At 41.7% G+C, this 16,139-nt stretch carries 18 protein-coding genes; 9 read left to right on the top strand and 9 right to left on the bottom strand.

Annotation, left to right across the window (positions count from 1 at the left end; translation table 11 throughout):
- Positions 1 to 152: 152 nt before the first annotated feature.
- The 3 genes from DI53_RS12405 to DI53_RS12415 all read left to right on the top strand — a co-directional run bounded on the left by DI53_RS12405 (position 153) and on the right by DI53_RS12415 (position 2,500).
- On the top strand, positions 153 to 509 hold the full coding sequence (locus DI53_RS12405) for a hypothetical protein (RefSeq protein ID WP_037499897.1): 357 nt from the start codon (positions 153 to 155) through the stop codon (positions 507 to 509).
- A gap of 72 nt (positions 510 to 581) precedes the next feature.
- Positions 582 to 794, top strand: a complete 213-nt coding sequence (locus DI53_RS12410; RefSeq protein WP_037499900.1) for a hypothetical protein — start codon at positions 582 to 584, stop codon at positions 792 to 794.
- Between the two features lie 224 nt (positions 795 to 1,018).
- Complete coding sequence (locus DI53_RS12415) at positions 1,019 to 2,500, top strand: S10 family peptidase (protein ID WP_037499903.1); 1,482 nt, start codon at positions 1,019 to 1,021, stop codon at positions 2,498 to 2,500.
- Between the two features lie 63 nt (positions 2,501 to 2,563).
- Here the strand turns inward: DI53_RS12415 and DI53_RS12420 are convergent, their stop codons facing one another.
- Positions 2,564 to 4,426: a CocE/NonD family hydrolase gene (locus DI53_RS12420; protein WP_037500042.1), complete on the bottom strand. Its 1,863-nt coding sequence runs from the start codon at positions 4,424 to 4,426 to the stop codon at positions 2,564 to 2,566.
- A 140-nt stretch (positions 4,427 to 4,566) separates the two neighbouring features.
- Between DI53_RS12420 and DI53_RS12425 the strand changes: the two genes are divergently transcribed.
- From DI53_RS12425 to DI53_RS12440, 4 genes are all read left to right on the top strand, one after another.
- The gene (locus tag DI53_RS12425) at positions 4,567 to 5,082 is read left to right on the top strand and encodes an RNA polymerase sigma factor (protein ID WP_037499906.1); all 516 of its coding nucleotides are present in this window, start codon (positions 4,567 to 4,569) and stop codon (positions 5,080 to 5,082) included.
- Entirely contained in the window at positions 5,048 to 5,686 is a 639-nt protein-coding gene (locus tag DI53_RS12430; protein ID WP_037499909.1) for a hypothetical protein, read from the top strand. The genes DI53_RS12425 and DI53_RS12430 overlap by 35 nt, the downstream gene beginning before the upstream one ends.
- 11 nt (positions 5,687 to 5,697) lie before the next feature.
- Complete coding sequence (locus tag DI53_RS12435) at positions 5,698 to 6,171, top strand: DUF4252 domain-containing protein (RefSeq protein ID WP_037499912.1); 474 nt, start codon at positions 5,698 to 5,700, stop codon at positions 6,169 to 6,171.
- 83 nt (positions 6,172 to 6,254) lie between these two features.
- A complete protein-coding gene (locus DI53_RS12440) occupies positions 6,255 to 6,686 on the top strand; it encodes a DUF4252 domain-containing protein (protein WP_037500045.1) in 432 nt (143 codons plus the stop codon).
- Between the two features lie 151 nt (positions 6,687 to 6,837).
- On the opposite strand, the gene sucD is transcribed toward DI53_RS12440, so the two are convergent.
- Together sucD and DI53_RS12450 are read right to left on the bottom strand one after the other, a co-directional pair.
- Complete coding sequence (sucD, locus tag DI53_RS12445) at positions 6,838 to 7,710, bottom strand: succinate--CoA ligase subunit alpha (RefSeq protein ID WP_037499917.1); 873 nt, start codon at positions 7,708 to 7,710, stop codon at positions 6,838 to 6,840.
- Positions 7,711 to 7,790: 80 nt separating this feature from the next.
- Complete coding sequence (locus tag DI53_RS12450; protein ID WP_037499923.1) at positions 7,791 to 8,324, bottom strand: RNA methyltransferase; 534 nt, start codon at positions 8,322 to 8,324, stop codon at positions 7,791 to 7,793.
- A gap of 166 nt (positions 8,325 to 8,490) precedes the next feature.
- Here DI53_RS12450 and rpsT point away from each other — a divergent pair, with 166 nt between their 5' ends.
- On the top strand, positions 8,491 to 8,745 hold the full coding sequence (gene rpsT / locus DI53_RS12455; RefSeq protein WP_037499930.1) for a 30S ribosomal protein S20: 255 nt from the start codon (positions 8,491 to 8,493) through the stop codon (positions 8,743 to 8,745).
- 77 nt (positions 8,746 to 8,822) lie between these two features.
- Here the strand turns inward: rpsT and DI53_RS12460 are convergent, their stop codons facing one another.
- Together DI53_RS12460 and DI53_RS12465 are read right to left on the bottom strand one after the other, a co-directional pair.
- On the bottom strand, positions 8,823 to 9,686 hold the full coding sequence (locus DI53_RS12460) for a 3-keto-disaccharide hydrolase (RefSeq protein ID WP_037499932.1): 864 nt from the start codon (positions 9,684 to 9,686) through the stop codon (positions 8,823 to 8,825).
- A gap of 16 nt (positions 9,687 to 9,702) precedes the next feature.
- Positions 9,703 to 10,518, bottom strand: coding sequence for an AraC family transcriptional regulator (locus tag DI53_RS12465; RefSeq protein WP_037499937.1), 816 nt, complete (start codon positions 10,516 to 10,518; stop codon positions 9,703 to 9,705).
- 321 nt (positions 10,519 to 10,839) lie between these two features.
- Here DI53_RS12465 and DI53_RS12470 point away from each other — a divergent pair, with 321 nt between their 5' ends.
- Positions 10,840 to 12,330 (top strand): acetyl-CoA hydrolase/transferase family protein, encoded by a 1,491-nt coding sequence (locus tag DI53_RS12470; protein ID WP_037499942.1) that lies wholly within the window; start codon positions 10,840 to 10,842, stop codon positions 12,328 to 12,330.
- 157 nt (positions 12,331 to 12,487) lie between these two features.
- Here the strand turns inward: DI53_RS12470 and DI53_RS12475 are convergent, their stop codons facing one another.
- The 4 genes from DI53_RS12475 to DI53_RS12490 form a co-directional block, all read right to left on the bottom strand.
- Positions 12,488 to 13,066 carry a hypothetical protein gene (locus DI53_RS12475; protein WP_037499947.1) on the bottom strand — a complete coding sequence of 193 codons (579 nt, stop codon included), beginning with the start codon at positions 13,064 to 13,066 and terminating at the stop codon, positions 12,488 to 12,490.
- A gap of 410 nt (positions 13,067 to 13,476) precedes the next feature.
- Complete coding sequence (locus DI53_RS12480; RefSeq protein ID WP_037499953.1) at positions 13,477 to 14,424, bottom strand: glycerophosphodiester phosphodiesterase family protein; 948 nt, start codon at positions 14,422 to 14,424, stop codon at positions 13,477 to 13,479.
- Positions 14,408 to 14,929 (bottom strand): shikimate kinase, encoded by a 522-nt coding sequence (locus tag DI53_RS12485; RefSeq protein WP_037499956.1) that lies wholly within the window; start codon positions 14,927 to 14,929, stop codon positions 14,408 to 14,410. The genes DI53_RS12480 and DI53_RS12485 overlap by 17 nt, the downstream gene beginning before the upstream one ends.
- A 1-nt stretch (position 14,930) precedes the next feature.
- Positions 14,931 to 16,130, bottom strand: a complete 1,200-nt coding sequence (locus DI53_RS12490; protein WP_037499959.1) for a BT_3928 family protein — start codon at positions 16,128 to 16,130, stop codon at positions 14,931 to 14,933.
- Positions 16,131 to 16,139 lie beyond the last annotated feature (9 nt).

Here is a 16,139-nt window from a genome sequence, read left to right on the forward strand (position 1 = left end):
AATCTATTTTTCATTACTCACTACGCAATACCCACTTCTAAATACTATCTACTACAATCTAAAACCACTGTTCAATAACCAATATACTGGTTTACAGGTATTGCAATTGGAACGATTCCTATATATTTTTATTAAACAATAAACATATATAAATGAACACCTACACCAACATATATCTATTTTTATTCCTTTCATTCTTTTCCTGTGGAAAAGGTAACGACGCTCAAGACAAAGAGAGGAAAGACGAATTTATAACGTTTATGTCTGATAAGCCTTACTTGGGAAGCGCCAAGAGTAGACTGTATCTTCATGGATATGAAGGATTACCATCCGTAGAAGGAACAGGCAGCTTAAGTATAGCCAATGTATCGGGGGACAGCGTTACACTTGCCTTGATCTGTGAGCTGTCTAGTGGTGATGGATTTCGTTTTGGCCTGCCGGGCAAGCAGTTGGGTAAGCAATGGACGGCCGTATCGAGTACGGGTACATTTGCTATCCGTGAAAATTGAAAAATAGTTGGCGACATTCGAACGGCTGATCAGGAAATTTCTTGGGACGGCCAATTATTTTCCGATCGGGTTATGTTAGATATCAAACTGAAATACCTAACCACGCAGGAGAATATCACAGCCGGTTCAATCGTATCGACACATTTTGATTTGTCACGTGTTAGTGATGCATCACAAACAGGAAACACGAACGGCTGTCGAACTATAGTTTGGGAAAACCGGAATGTGTTCAACTTGTACAGTGGGGGTGTGGATTTGATCCGTGTGCCTGTTTGCCATAACTGATAATTATCAGATGAAGCTTAAGCAGACTGCAACGCTTCTTCCTTTTTCTCAAAAATTGATCTTATCATCCGTGTACTAGCCAAACCGTTATCAGGATAGCCGTCCATGATGGTAGGAGGTAAACGGAATAGGGTCGCTGTCGTAAAATTTTTGTGAGGAGTTGTTATGCATCTAAAAAAGTCCGTTATTAGGTCTACTTAACTATTTCCTAAATCATCACGTCAATGAAACAAGCCATCCTCCTTACAATTTTTCTTTCTTTCGGATTTACGTTCGCGTATGCTCAGCGGATTCCGCCAGCGGACAGTGCTATTACGACGAAGCACCAAGTTACGGTAAACGGACAACGGTTTGCCTATACGGCGAAAGTTGGAACACAGCCCGTTTGGGATGCAGCCGGTAAAGTATTAGCCACGGTACAGTACAGCTACTATACACGCGATGATATACGTGACGTTGCTCGTCGACCGCTTGTGATCTCGTTTAATGGAGGTCCCGGATCTGCATCTGTATGGATGGAGCTTGCGTATACGGGACCGAGATTGCTAAATATTGATGACGAAGGCTATCCTGTGCAGCCATACGGCATTAAAGAAAATCCGTATTCTATTTTAGATGTTGCAGATATCGTTTATGTAAACCCTATCAATACAGGATACTCACGTATTTTAGACGAAAAGGCAGATCGCAACTTGTTTTTTGGCACCAATGCCGACATCAAATATCTGGCAGAATGGCTCAATACTTTTGTGACGCGGCATAATCGTTGGACCTCACCCAAATATTTGATTGGAGAAAGCTATGGTACAACACGTGTTTCTGGCTTGGCGCTGGAATTGCAAAATTCGCAATGGATGTATCTGAATGGAGTGATGCTTGTCTCGCCTACGGATTTAGGCATAAAACGCGAAGGCGCATTGGATGCCGCATTGCGTTTACCATACTTTACAGCTACCGCTTGGTATCATAAAAAGCTGGAGGCAGATTTGCAACAGCGTGATTTGGAAGACCTACTAGCTGAGGTAGAGCGGTATACATTGGATATTTTCTTGCCAGCCATTGCTCGAGGATACTCGTTGTCAAAAGCGGAACAAGAGAAAGTGGTGCAACAGGTAGCAAAATATACGTCGCTGCGGAAAGAAACAATTAGTCAAAATAATCTCGACATATCCACAGCTTTGTTTTGGAAGGAACTATTGCGCGAGGATGGGTATACCATAGGGCGGCTCGACTCACGATATTTAGGAATAGATCTACGCGATGCGGGAGACCGACCCGATTACAATGCAGAATTGACCTCTTGGCTCCATACATTCACGCCCGCCGTCAATTATTATTATTGGAATGATCTGAATTACAAAACAGACGTGAAATATAACGTATTCGGTCCAGTACATCCTTGGGATAGAAGTAACGATAATACCGGCCTAAACCTGCGACAAGCCATGGCCGCCAATCCATTTTTGCATCTGATGGTACAATCTGGATACTTTGATGGTGCAACGGATTACTTTAACGCGAAATATAATATGTGGCAAATGGATCCCTCAGGAAAGCTATCTTCTAGAATGAGTTTTAAAGGATATAAAAGCGGGCATATGATGTACCTACGGAAGGATGATCTCATTCAAGCCACAGACGATGTCCGACAATTTATCAAAAAGACAGCCGTCCAAGTTAACCAATCAGCGAAATACGAGAAATGACCCGAGTTCAATAAAACCCCAGCCATATCCGAGCTGGAGTTTTTTATGATCATGTAAAAAGGATTAATTTAGTACGCCAAAGCTGATGCTGCTAGGGCTTTCCTTTGAAAAATATAGACGGTGTTCGTTCTTTATAAAGTCTTTTTCTTCCGCTTTGTAGATATCCATAAACTGGTTTGGATTTCGGTCTACGAGAGGAAACCAAGAATGTTGAATTTGTATCATCAGCTTATGTCCTTTTTTGAAAGTGTGTGCCACATCCGGAAGCTGCACATTTACCGGTGTTTTCTGATTTGGAACAAAAGCTTTCGGCTCACTGAAGCTCTCTCGGAATTTTCCGCGAAGCACCTCGCCGCGTACAAGCATTTGATAATTTTGCATCACCGTTTTGTCATCGCGAGGTGATGTAGCGCTGCTGCTATCTGGATATACATCAATCAATTTAACGACGAAATCTGCATCTGTACCCGTCATGGAGACGGTTAGATTTGCACGGACAGGTCCAACCACCGTGAGATCTTCCGTCAAGGCGTCAGTCTCAAAAACTAACACGTCTGGTCGGTTTGCAACAAAACGCTGATCAGCCAACATGTATTCGCGTGTTCTGTCGGTTATAATTCCTTCCTGAAAAGGAACAGGTTTGTTTGGGTCACTGCTATACTGCACATGGTTATCAGTCGACGCATTGGCTTCCGTAGTGAGCTTACCGTCTGATGTCAAGAAAAACGTTTTTTCTTTATTGTCCGCAGGGGGCCATTGTTGAAACTTCTTCCACGTATTAGCGCCTGTCAAGTATACCGTAGCTTCGGCGGGCTTGAAATTTCCTTTACCTTTCAAGTGATATTCAAAAAATGGGAGTTCGATTTCCTTTCGGTAATAAAGACTTGTCTTCTCGCCAAAGCGAATATCACCAAAAGAGTCACCTTCCGCCCGCACCCAGCCGCCGTGATACCAAGGGCCGGCAACGAGCACACTATTGTTTTTAGGACTGCGTTTTTCAATTTGTTTGTAAGTCTCAAAGGCGCCGTAGGTATCTTCTGCATCAAACAATCCGCCAACGACTAGCACTGCAGGTTTAACCGTCCCCAAATGTTCCGTCACCGTTCTGCTGGTCCAGAATGTATCTCTAGCGCTATGTTTCGCCAGATCATCCCAAAATTTCACGGTATGATTCAGGTATTTTGCCTTTAGCCCAGAAAGTGTAGGATTAGCTAAAAAAAACTGATAGTAGTCTTTTGAGCTCAATTGGAAGCCTTTGGGACCGTCGGCGTTGGTGATAGGTTTTGGACGCGGCGCGTCAAAACTATACATAAAGCGAAAGGCATCCATCAGAAATAAAGCACCGCCGTGATGAAAATCATCACCAATAAACCAATCGGTGACAGGTGCCTGAGGTGACACTGCTTTCAAAGCAGGATGACTGCCGATAAGAGCTGCTGTAGAATAAAAGCCGGGGTATGATATGCCATACATGCCTACTTTTCCGTTGTTGTTCTTTACATTTTTGACAAGCCAGTCTATAGTATCATAGGTGTCTGTGCTTTCATCAATCTTATGGCCATTCTCTTTGTTGCGCGTTGGTCTTATATTTTCATAAGTTCCTTCACTCATCCAACGCCCACGTACATCCTGGTATACGAAAATATAGCCAGCTTTTGTCATTTCTGGGAAATTGCCATGATAGGCTTTGACCTCGTCGGCTCCATAAGGGGCTACGGTATAAGGCGTACGGTTGAGCATAATAGGGTACTTCTGACCCTGATCTTTTGGAATGTAAATGGAGGTGAACAGCCGAACCCCGTCCCGCATAGTAATATATTCTTCAATCTTTGTGTAATTGTCTTTTACATACCTTTGATCAACTTCCTGACCATAGGTTACAAGTAGAAAAATAGAAAAAAGTGTAGTGATAATTAGTCTTTTCATATCGGTAAATTTGCCCTGTTCTAAACAACTATGAAAATAAGTAATTTGTTTGGAAGCGCCGTGGCGATTTTTTGTAAAAAAAAGAGAAATTGGATGTAATATTTGCGCAGCCACAGTTGTCTACCTATTAAATGAGCCAAATGAATCAAGAAACTTTTAAAGAAACGGTGTTTGTCCTGAAGGACAAGATGTATCGCTTTGCAAAAAGTATTCTCACAGATGAAGATGAAGCTCATGACTTGGTACAAGAACTCCTGATGAAGTTTTGGCAAAAGCGCGATGAACTTATTTCTGTCGGCAATTTGGAAGCATTTGCAATGCGTTGTGTTCGCAATGATGCTATGAATAAACTGAAACATACGAAAGTCGTTCAGCTGTACCACAATAATTTATCGGAAGCTGTTGTGGACGAACGCTACCCATCGCTTACTAAAGAATTGATTCAGCGGCTGATTGCAGCTTTGCCTGAAAAACAAAAGCTAGTGATGCATCTACGCGATATAGAGGATTATGATATCGCAGAAATTGGTGAAACAATAGGAATGGAAGAAAGTGCGGTACGTGTTAACTTAATGCGTGCCAGACAGAAGGTAAAGGGACAATTACAAAAGATTTTTGATTATGAAAAAAGACAAATCAACAAAAATAGAGGATAGATACTGGGAAGGGGTTTCGTCTTTGGAAGAAGAAAAAATACTCAAGAGCCAGAAGGACGAGCCTTATTTTGATGGATTGAACGAGCTATCTAAAGAGAAGATGGATTTGGAGTTTGACAGCTTTATGGATATGCTGGAAGAACCAGCTAAAATTGTTGCAAAAAAGCCAAAGTATCGCAACTTGCTGTTTTTTGCTTATGGTGCGGCGGCCATCGCGCTATTCGTTACAGGATTTTTCTTCCTGCATGACAAAGAGGAGAAAGGAGACAGCTATCAACAGCCGCAGTTTTCATCCGTAAAGATAGCTCCGAAACTGGTAGAACCGCAAGAAAGTGAAAAGCGCGAAGCCCCTTATTATGTGGCGGTCGACACAAAGCACACAAAAGAAAAAAAGCATACAAAACATATTGCTACGCCCGAAACGGTTACCATTCAAGCGGAAGAACCCGCCGATGATTCCTTTGTAATTGTTAACGGCAAGCCAGTGTACGATGAGGAAGAAGCAGAACAAATTGTACTGGCATCCTTGAAAATTATGGCGAGTAATTTTCAAGAAGGAAAACACGCTCTAGAGAAAGTTAAATACATAAATGTTGAATTGTAAAATTAAAGAAGATGAAAACGATAATAACCATGTTTTTGTTGCTGTGTGCAACATGGACCCATGCACAGGTGTCCAAGCTCGATAAGATATTTGATAAGTATCAAGAAGCAAAAGGTGTTACTTCTATAAAAATCGGCAAACCCATGTTCAATATGATCAATAAGCTAAATATTGGCGAAGAGGAGATGGGGCAGATCAAGCCTTTATTAACAAAGATAAATTCGATCAAAATGCTGGTGGTGGAAGATAATGATAGCCTACATATTCAGGATGAGGTGAAACAAGCTTTTTCGAATATTCAATATGAAGAATTAATGGCTATACATAGTGATGGCAGCCGGATAAAGTTTCTTGCAGAAAGCACGAGCGGTGATATCTTAAGTAACTTGTTGCTGGATATAGCTGCGGATGGCAGCACCATTTTCATGATTTTAGACGGCAAAATCAGCTATGAGGATATTAATAAACTAGTTAACGAAAAATAGCCATGGTAAAAATATACCAACTTACATTCTGTGTAGTAGTCGTGTTGATGATTCAATCCTGCTACGTAAAACAAAGCTCGAATATGAGTTTTGTAAATCGCTCGCTAGTCGGGCGGGATGCCGAAATTGTGTCTGTAAAGATGCCGATGTTCTTGGTGAAGCCCTTTCTCCGAAAGGAATTGCAGGAAGAAGACGATGAAATGTTGAGACTCGCTATGAAGAAGATCAAAAGTGTAAAACTTACGACGCTATCAAACGCGCAAAATAGCGATCGGATTCAGGAAAATTTCAAAAGCTTCCTTAGGGATGAAAATATGGAAGAGTACGCCAGTATTGTGAGCGATGGTGATCGGATTTCGATTAACGCCCAGACGAAGCATGATAGGATTAAGAAGCTCATGCTCGGCGTTTCTTCGGACGATGGAGAACACGTGTTTATAGAGGTTAAAGGCAATTTCTCCATGGATGATATCGCGCAAGCGATTAATTCCTATGAAAAGAAAAACAAGGAGTAGGAGGTTGAACCGTCATACCAGCGTATCGGGTAGCGCGCCCAGTTACCTTAATTGTTGAAAAGCAAACTCCTTTTCCCCTGAGATAGACGGATATGAAATAAAAAAGCTCGAAATATAATTCCGAGCTTTTTTTATGATTATAAGAAAGACCTTATTTTGCTAGTTCCTCAGCGATCGCAGCACCGATTTCAGCAGGAGATTCTACTACACGGATTCCACACTCGCGCATGATTTTCATCTTCGCAGCAGCTGTATCATCAGCGCCACCTACGATTGCACCGGCATGCCCCATACGGCGGCCCGGAGGCGCTGTTTGGCCAGCGATAAAACCTACAACAGGTTTTGTGCCAAATTCTTTGATCCAGTTAGCAGCTTCAGCTTCCATACCACCACCGATCTCACCGATCATAATGATACCTTCTGTTTCCGGGTCATTCATAAGTAACTCAACTGCTTCTTTCGTTGTTGTTCCGATGATAGGGTCACCACCGATACCGATAGCTGTAGTAATACCTAAACCAGCTTTAACAGTTTGATCAACGGCTTCGTATGTTAAAGTTCCTGATTTCGATACGATACCTACTTTACCTTTTTTGAAGATGAAACCAGGCATGATACCGATTTTTGCTTCTTCAGCAGTGATGATACCAGGACAGTTAGGGCCGATTAAACGAGAGTTCTTGTCACTCAAGTAAGATTTTACTTGAATCATATCTTTAGTAGGGATACCTTCTGTGATACAAACAATAACCTCAATACCAGCCTGCGCAGCTTCCATGATTGCATCAGCAGCAAATGCCGGTGGAACGAAAATTATTGAAACGTTAGCAGCAGTTGCATCTACGGCATCTTGTACTGAATTGAATACCGGGCGATCCAAGTGTGATTGGCCACCTTTTCCTGGTGTAACACCACCTACAACGTTTGTTCCGTACTCAATCATTTGAGAAGCGTGATAAGTACCTTCATTTCCGGTAAAACCTTGTACGATTACCTTTGAATCTTTATTTACTAATACACTCATTTTTTCTGTTTTTTTGCAAAGCAAATCTACTATTTTGCAACGACTTCTAAAAATTAAGCTTACGCTAAATATGGCATTTTTTAGAAAAGCTTCAACTTTTGAACAAAATGCCAAACGACAATGCCTACCGTTACCGACACATTGAAAGAATGCTTCGTACCAAACTGCGGAATCTCTATACACTTATCTACCTGTTGCATTGCCTCATCGGATACTCCATGTACCTCATTGCCAAACACAAAGGCATATTTCCGGTCTTTCTCAACCTGAGCGTGCTGAAGCGCGATGCTGCCCGTGGCCTGCTCTATAGCAAAGATTTCGTATCCCTCGGCTTTTAAGGCTTGTAGAGCGTCCTGTGTTTCCTTGATATGTTCCCAAACGACAGACTGTGTTGCCCCAAGTGCTGTCTTTTCGATCTCCCGATGAGGGGGAGTAGCGGTAATGCCGCACAATATTATTTTTTCAATAGCAAAGCCATCGGCTGTACGAAAGGTAGAACCTACGTTATGCATGCTGCGGACGTTATCAAGAACAAGCACTATAGGCGTTTTAGTTTGTGTTTTAAATGATTCGACATCAGGCCGATTCAAATCTTCCATTGATAATTTTTGCATCCAATTCTCTGTTAAAACGTCAAAAATAGCGATTTAAATTGCAAGCAGCATAATCTGGAAATGGATAGCTGCATTTTTTTAAAAATAGATTTTGAATATTGATATTATCATGCTATTTTTGCATTCCGAAATTAGTATACAGAAAATAAAAAATTAGCTAAGAGAAATGGCAAATCATAAATCTTCGATTAAAAGAATTAGAGCAAACGCAGCAAAACGCTTAAGAAACCGTTACCAAGCAAAAACGACACGTAACGCAATCAAGAAATTACGTAACTCAACAAGTGCTGAAGAAGCAAAAGCTTTATTGCCAAGAGTTGTTTCTATGTTGGATCGTTTGGCTAAGAAAAATGTTATTCACAAGAAGAAAGCTTCTAACAACAAGTCTAAATTAACAAAGTTTGTTAACAAACTAGCGTAAGCAGTTCTTGTTTTAATGATATATTGGGTGGTATTAATTTACTGCCCTTTTCTCGTTTTAAAAAAAACGCGCTTATCTCACAAGCGCGTTTTGTCGTTTAGAATAGTGGCGATGACCTTTTCCATCTTCGCCTTATCATTTTTGTAAGGTAATAGATCATATAGCTCTACCTTGCGGAAATCGATAGGATGGCTTTCACTTTGTAAATAGATAAAACCGCTATTCAAGATTTTTCCATCAGGTTTTTGTTTGGGATCATAATGCTCTACACTACCGCCTCCAATCTGCGGTTTATTGTATTCCAATACAACTTCCCCTTCCAGTATATGCTGTATGATGGAATCGCCTAACACTAAAAAATCAGCCGTAACCCATTGATCACCGTGGTATGTTTTTGACGTAGAACTTAGGCAATGCGGTGTGAACAGCTTCTCCTTGATGACGACATTAGTACCTGGTGTACATAAATTGGAGGTGGTACGTGCATCCGTTCCGTTGCCACCCAATAGCTGTCCCTCGATGGAGATTGGAAAATCCTGATCTTTCAACATACTTTTAGGATCTTGACCATGCAGCATTGCACCACTATTACGCCAAGCCCAACCTTCGCCACCTTTTGTCTGTTCATCTACAAAACGATATTCGAGACGTAGTAGGTAATAACTAAATGGGCTGTTGTAGGCTAAATGCCCATACTGTTGATTGAACTCGTCGTAACCATCGTAACGCACTTTTAACAGCCCGTCCTCTACACGAAATGTATTCGCATAATTTTCTCCAGCTTCGTGCAGTCTGATTTTTGGCGTCCAATTTTTAATGTCCTTTCCATTGAAAAGTTGAATCGCTTTTGGCTTTTCTTCTGTGGATGTAGCACTGCTTTTTGTCGCGCAAGCAAAGAAGATGGTACTTGCTGCGATCACGGATAGAAATGTGATTTTCATGCGTTGGGTTTAGATGTTAAAATAATAAATTTCTATTCTTTACGTACTCGCTGGGCCTTACACCGATGATTTTATTGAATGTATTGCTAAACGTAGGAAGGCTACTGTATCCTACCCGCATAGCAACCTCATTGACACTTAACTTGTCATCCAGTAATAGTTTTAAAGCAGTGAGCATGCGAAGGATGGTATAGTATTGTATAAAAGACATATTCAGTTCGCGTTGAAAAAGACGAGCCAATGTGCGTTCACTGAGGTCAAACTCCTGCGCTAATTTTTTGAAACTGACGTTTTCATCAATCCGTTGCTCAAGAAAACTAACAATATCTTTTAATTTTTCGTGCTTAGGATAGGGTAGCGCCAGCGGAAGCTCCGTGTTTGATATTTCGGGTAGAATAAGCTTGAATGATTTCGCAATAGAAAATTTGGGCTCTTCCGAGGGGAATATGTTCCCTGTCCAGCGGTTTGTGAACATAATAAATTCAATCAGAAAATCGTTTACCGGGTAAATGTTTACACGGTCAAAAAAAGCGGTGTCGGTATCGAATCTTGGAAAGTACAGGTTGCGCATAACAACTTCCGGACTACTTGGATGTATGCTGTGTCGTACACCTCCCGGTATCCAGATATAATGGCGCGCAGGAAGAAAGTAAGATTTTTCATCAGTTCTCAAAAAAACGATGCCGCCTTCTGTATACAAAAACTGACCTTTCTTGTGGCTGTGTTCGGAAATGTAATTTTCACCCATCATGGCATGATGACAATATATGCTGTCCTCAAATGAATCCACTTCGGTGATATAGTATTTATCCACAAAAAGGTTATCGCTCATAAAGCCTGTGTATTTGATCTGAGTTATAAATCTCTTATTTTTTCACGAGATAACCAAGTCACTACGTGTATGCATACATTTATAATAGAGGGATAATATATGGTGTAAGCGCTTTGATATGTGCTGTTATACATAAGCTATTGACGGTTAGCTTGTTTGAGATATTAGGTTTAAACCTCAGGATATTTTCCATCACTTGGATTATTACATTGTTTTTATGCTTTTTGATAATAACTGGCGAAAATCAATAAAATGGACAGCGGAAATATGCTTATATTGTGTATGTGACTGCAAAAGCATATACAAAGAAATTTACATATTATGGCGTACGAAAGAATAAAATTAGAACGGTTAAAAGATAAAGTAATGTCTGCCGAGGAAGCAGCTCGTTTTTTTGAAAATGATATGGTAGTTGGGGCCAGTGGTTTCACGAAAGCCGGTGATAGTAAAGTGGTATTGCCAGCGTTGGCCGAGCGGGCAAAGTCAGAGCCTATTAAAATTACGCTAATGACTGGAGCTTCATTAGGGCATGATACCGATGGTAAATTAGCCGAAGCGGGAGTTCTAAAGAAGCGTATGCCTTTTCAAGTTGACCGAGTCCTACGTAATAAAATAAATGCAGGCGAAGTACTTTTTATAGATCAACATTTAAGCGAAAGTGTGGAGCTTCTGCATAACAATATTGTTCCGCCCGTCGATATTGCTGTGCTTGAAGTCGCTTACATCGATAGAGATGGCAGCCTAGTTCCGACGACGTCTGTCGGCAACACTGCGACTTTTGCAGAATTGGCAGACAAGGTTATTCTGGAAATCAATACAGCGATTCCCATGGAAGTGTATGGTCTGCATGATATCTATAAAGCAGAGAATTATCCACACCGAAATGTTATTCCAATTGTTGCGCCCTGGAATAAGATAGGCCGAAAAACAATATCGGTAAATCCGGATAAGATTGTAGCTATCGTGTTCACCGATAAAAAAGACAGCCCAGCAGATATCGCAGAGCCCGATGAGAAAACGACCGCAATAGCCAGTCATATTTTGAAGTTTTTTGAAAACGAGGTGCAGCTTGGGCATTTAACCGATAGGTTGCTGCCGCTGCAAGCAGGAATAGGGAAAGTCGCAAACGCTGTATTAACTGGGTTTAAGCATAGCAATTTTTACGATCTCACCATGTTTTCTGAAGTGTTGCAGGATAGCACTTTTGACCTGATCGATTCCGGTGTACTCTCTTTTGCGTCCGCATCATCAATTACCGTTTCTGCGGCTTGTTACGAACGTGTTTTCGGGAATTTACAGAAATACCGTGACAAGATCGTGCTACGTCCCCAAAATATTTCGAATACGCCCGGTTTAATACGAAGGCTAGGTATCATTGCTATTAACACCGCTATTGAATTTGACATTTATGGGAATGTAAATTCGACGCACATCGCTGGCACAAAGATCATGAACGGCATAGGCGGTTCAGGAGACTTTGCGCGCAATGCGTACCTCAGCATCTTCGTCACGCAAGCGGCCTCGAAAAACAACAGCATTTCGCACGTTTTGCCGATGGTCTCGCATGTTGATCATACGGAGCACGATGTGGATATCTTGGTTACGGATATCGGCTTAGCTGACCTCCGCGGATTGGCTCCTCGCGAACGTGCACAAAAGATTATTGATAATTGTGTACATCCCGATTTCAGAGCAGAGTTACAATCGTACTTTGATAGAGCATGTGCCCGCGGTGGCCATACGCCCCATCTACTGGAAGAAGCATTTAGTTGGCACCTTCGTTTGGCAGAAACGGGATCTATGAAGCGCTAATGCGCGTTCATTAAGCTGATAGTTGATGTCTCTACAATTCGGCTAGATTGGATAGAGGTTTGGAATCAACATAAATCTCAGATGATGCCAGTGGCGGTATAAAGAAAAACGCACGTTCCATTACGAAACGTGCGTTTTTCTTTAATTAGTTTTTTACCTATCTCTGTCCTGGAAGGTAGATTTGGAAACCAAGTGAGATACCAAGTCCACTTTGTCCGTTACCAGAGTTAATATTCGCTTTGGAGTAATTGTAACCGCCCATTACTTCCAATGCAACAGTCTGTGTGATAAAGTGTGCGTAACCTGCATTTAGACCAAATGCAAAGGCAACATCACTGCCTCGGCTACTGCCGGCAATACCGATATCACCTTGGCCGAAGAAACGACCCGTTGCACTAGCGCCACCTGGGAAGTAATAACGCGCGAAAGGAGAAATTCCATAAGTGTAGACATTAGGAACATCCTTAATAGCTTCAAACCCTAAATTTGCTTGTGCACCAATAGCCAAACCATCTGTTACAAAGTAACCTGCACGAGGACTCAAATTGATCCCGAACTTATCGCCTTCAAAGCTATAGCCAATATTTCCGATAGATCCACCCAGCATCCAGTTTCCTTGTTTAATAGGTTCTAGCCCTACGTTAGCAGAAGTTTGAGGCATCGTTTCAACTTTCTGAGCTTCGGCGCTTAGCGCGAAACCACCTAACAAAGCCATTAGAAATGTAAACTTTTTCATATTTAATCAAGTGTTAATGTATACCTACTAACAGGCGAGCGAAGAAATTGTTTTGTTTATTTTGTTCAGTGTACAAAAATTTCTTGGGGCGAATGCTTGGGGTGGCTGTAATAGATTGCTTAAGTCGAAAAATAGTTCTTTATATCAGCTGATGAGGTTCTATAAATCGTCTTGCAATACGCCTAAGTCACGCATCTGGCATATAAGAATCTTTCGCATATTTCATTTTCGCAGCTGGTTTGTTAGCCGACGATTTGCATAGCATGATCAGGATAAAGCGGTTTCTACGCTTACCCCACGAATCTATATTGAATGACGAGTAGTACAACTGGCACATCCTAAACCGGCAGGAGCATTAATCTAAGACGGCATTTGGTTATGCTGCAAGCTGTGTAGGAGGTATGCGTTTGTCAATTGACGTATGGGGAAGAAAGTCCTCTTTTATTTATATAGTATTTTAGTGCTGCAGCAGCATCCAGTGGTCTATCAGTACTGAGTATATCCGCACCGTTTTCAATAAATTCTGCATATACCTGCTTGCCACGCTCTTCCGCCCGTTTATCCAAATTGCCCATCGTACCGAGAATGCATAAAATACCATGTTGGTGCAATAAATCAATTAAAGGCTTATCTGCTTCCGCAGTTCCTATAAAGGCAACGATACGCGTGTCGGGCACGTCTGCGTCGCTAAGTCGCAAAAGGTCGTCAGCGGTCTTTATACTCGCTGAAATCATGAGGTCGGGTGCTAAGTTATTAACGGTAGCCGCTTGATCAGCACTATAGGTGATAACGACACAGTAAGCTTCGGCTTTAGCTTTACGAATCGCATCAACCACCATCCGGTAGGGGACATCACGTTTCACATCAAGCGTGAAGATTACTTTGCCAACGCCCCACATCAGCGTTTCTTCGAGTGTAGGTATCTGGTAGTTTGTAATCCTTCCATTCGGATCTTTCAATCGCAGGTCTTTCAGCTCGCTAAGTGTTTTATGATTTACCTTACCCGTTCCTGTGGTCGTTCTTTCCAGAAATTGATCATGCATCAGGACAGGCACAGAATCTTTTGATAGTGCGATGTCACACTCGATGATGACAGGTGTTTTATAGGCGAGCCGTTGAAATGTTTCAATGGCATTTTCAGGATAGTCGGCATCTGGCCCACCTCGGTGTGCACTAACCATGGGTAATCTTTTTTCCGAGTAGGTGAGTAATTGATAGAGATCTTCTACGCCCGAAAAGTTGAAAACCTGGTTGTGGTTGCTTACATTGGCCAGATTTGAAGCCCTTTCCTGCCGGAAACATCCTGTCGAAGCAACCAGGATTATCCATACCGCCAAGAGTTTAATCGGCTGTCGCATATTTCTGTAAGGCTTTAGAGAGTGTCTCCACCGAAGTATTTAATTGATCGATATGCAGGTGCGCACGTGTATAGAAAGGTTCTCGCTCGGCGAGTTTTTCTTCAATAAACTGCAGCAGTTCTTCGCCTGATAGCCCTTTTAGCGCAGGGCGGTTACTAATTTTCGACTGTTGCAAACGGGCATGTAGCGCTTTTGCTGTGAGATGCAAGTAAACAGCAGTACCATGTCTTAAAATCCATTCCATATTGTCGAAATAGCATGGGCTACCACCACCTGTCGATATGACGACATTAGCCGCTGTTTGCTCTTTCAGAATTTGGCTTTCCAGAATTCGAAATTGATGTTCGCCATTTCTTTCGAAGTATTCAGGGATTGACATGCCCACGCGCTGTACGATGAGCTGGTCAAGGTCAATAAATTCTTTTTGTAGATGGTTTGCCAGTTTGCGGCCTAATGTTGTTTTGCCGCTTCCCATAAATCCAATAAGGAAGATTGGTCGATTCATTTTATTTTGCGAGATATTGCTTTTCAAGTTCTTCCTTGGATGGGAAGGTTATTTTTGACCATTTCTTAATGACGACACCATTTTGCAACAGCAAGACACCCGGATTTGAGCGCACCATGCTTTTTAAAGGAACTGCATCAGCGTAAAACATTTCCAGCATCAGATCCATTTCTTCATTCAAACTATTGGCTACCTGTGCTGAGCTAGCGGTCAAAAGTACAGCCCGTATATTAAAATCGGTCGATAAGTCGCGGATTGTGGTATTAATTCGGTCCAGGGCTATAATATCTGCCGTCGAAAGTTTATCAGCATATGTGCTGACTACGATGAAATTATAGTATGGATTGGTGATAATCTCTTGCGTTACGTCGTTACCATCGGCATCAGAAATTAGCAAATCAGGGATTGGAATTTGATACCCCTTTTGTACAAGCCGAGAAGATGGTTCCCCTACAACTTCCCAGTTTTCGTCTTCCCAAATTCCGGCCATGTATTCTTTATCGGTCACTTTTTTTGCCTCGCCGGTACGCTTGTTTTTGATTTCATAAATGTATTCATAAACATCGCCCTGTTTGCCCTCAGGTAATACCATAAGCGCTGGGATGTTGTTTCCTTCTTTGTACGGTAGAAAGTCTATGAAAGGTAGGAAGTAATAGGTGTAAACACCGATGCCAAAGGCAAATAACACGATAATGGTAGCCACGATGCTGCGTAGAGCTCCTTTCCGTAATAGGGGTGTGATTCGGTTTCTATTGCTAAATATGATCAGGATAAATACAAAGAGTATAAGATCTTTGATAAACGACTGCCAGGGGGTAAGCGGGATCGCGTCGCCAAAACAGCCACAAGAGGTTACAACCTCAAAAAATGCAGAGTAAAAGGTTAAAAACGTAAAGAAGATAATCAGCAAAAGAAGACTCCAAGCAACTGTTTTTTTGTAAAGACCGAGTAGTAAAAATGCACCCGCCATTATTTCAAACCCACAGATTAGGATGGCTATCCAAGTGCTGTAATCGTTCAAAGAATCCAGATGAAAAACATGGAAATACTCCTGCAACTTATAGCCGAATCCTGTAGGATCATTTGCTTTTATAAATCCCGAGAAAATAAACAAAACACCGACGAATAGGCGGCTGAAGGTCAGCAAAACATTTGCTACGTTAGTCTTTCTCTTTCGAGTGGGATTAAAGTTCGTTTCCATATGTATTTT

Origin of the sequence: Sphingobacterium deserti (genome assembly GCF_000757725.1) — a bacterium.
Taxonomy (GTDB): Bacteria; Bacteroidota; Bacteroidia; order Sphingobacteriales; family Sphingobacteriaceae; genus Sphingobacterium; species Sphingobacterium deserti.

Coding starts and splice junctions, on each gene's coding strand:
- DI53_RS12405 (WP_037499897.1), top strand. CDS start 153: ATGAACACCTACACCAACATATATCTATTTTTATTCCTTTCATTCTTT.
- DI53_RS12410 (WP_037499900.1), top strand. CDS start 582: ATGTTAGATATCAAACTGAAATACCTAACCACGCAGGAGAATATCACA.
- DI53_RS12415 (WP_037499903.1), top strand. CDS start 1,019: ATGAAACAAGCCATCCTCCTTACAATTTTTCTTTCTTTCGGATTTACG.
- DI53_RS12420 (WP_037500042.1), bottom strand. CDS start 4,426: ATGAAAAGACTAATTATCACTACACTTTTTTCTATTTTTCTACTTGTA.
- DI53_RS12425 (WP_037499906.1), top strand. CDS start 4,567: ATGAATCAAGAAACTTTTAAAGAAACGGTGTTTGTCCTGAAGGACAAG.
- DI53_RS12430 (WP_037499909.1), top strand. CDS start 5,048: ATGAAAAAAGACAAATCAACAAAAATAGAGGATAGATACTGGGAAGGG.
- DI53_RS12435 (WP_037499912.1), top strand. CDS start 5,698: ATGAAAACGATAATAACCATGTTTTTGTTGCTGTGTGCAACATGGACC.
- DI53_RS12440 (WP_037500045.1), top strand. CDS start 6,255: ATGAGTTTTGTAAATCGCTCGCTAGTCGGGCGGGATGCCGAAATTGTG.
- sucD (WP_037499917.1), bottom strand. CDS start 7,710: ATGAGTGTATTAGTAAATAAAGATTCAAAGGTAATCGTACAAGGTTTT.
- DI53_RS12450 (WP_037499923.1), bottom strand. CDS start 8,324: ATGCAAAAATTATCAATGGAAGATTTGAATCGGCCTGATGTCGAATCA.
- rpsT (WP_037499930.1), top strand. CDS start 8,491: ATGGCAAATCATAAATCTTCGATTAAAAGAATTAGAGCAAACGCAGCA.
- DI53_RS12460 (WP_037499932.1), bottom strand. CDS start 9,686: ATGAAAATCACATTTCTATCCGTGATCGCAGCAAGTACCATCTTCTTT.
- DI53_RS12465 (WP_037499937.1), bottom strand. CDS start 10,518: ATGAGCGATAACCTTTTTGTGGATAAATACTATATCACCGAAGTGGAT.
- DI53_RS12470 (WP_037499942.1), top strand. CDS start 10,840: ATGGCGTACGAAAGAATAAAATTAGAACGGTTAAAAGATAAAGTAATG.
- DI53_RS12475 (WP_037499947.1), bottom strand. CDS start 13,066: ATGAAAAAGTTTACATTTCTAATGGCTTTGTTAGGTGGTTTCGCGCTA.
- DI53_RS12480 (WP_037499953.1), bottom strand. CDS start 14,424: ATGCGACAGCCGATTAAACTCTTGGCGGTATGGATAATCCTGGTTGCT.
- DI53_RS12485 (WP_037499956.1), bottom strand. CDS start 14,929: ATGAATCGACCAATCTTCCTTATTGGATTTATGGGAAGCGGCAAAACA.
- DI53_RS12490 (WP_037499959.1), bottom strand. CDS start 16,130: ATGGAAACGAACTTTAATCCCACTCGAAAGAGAAAGACTAACGTAGCA.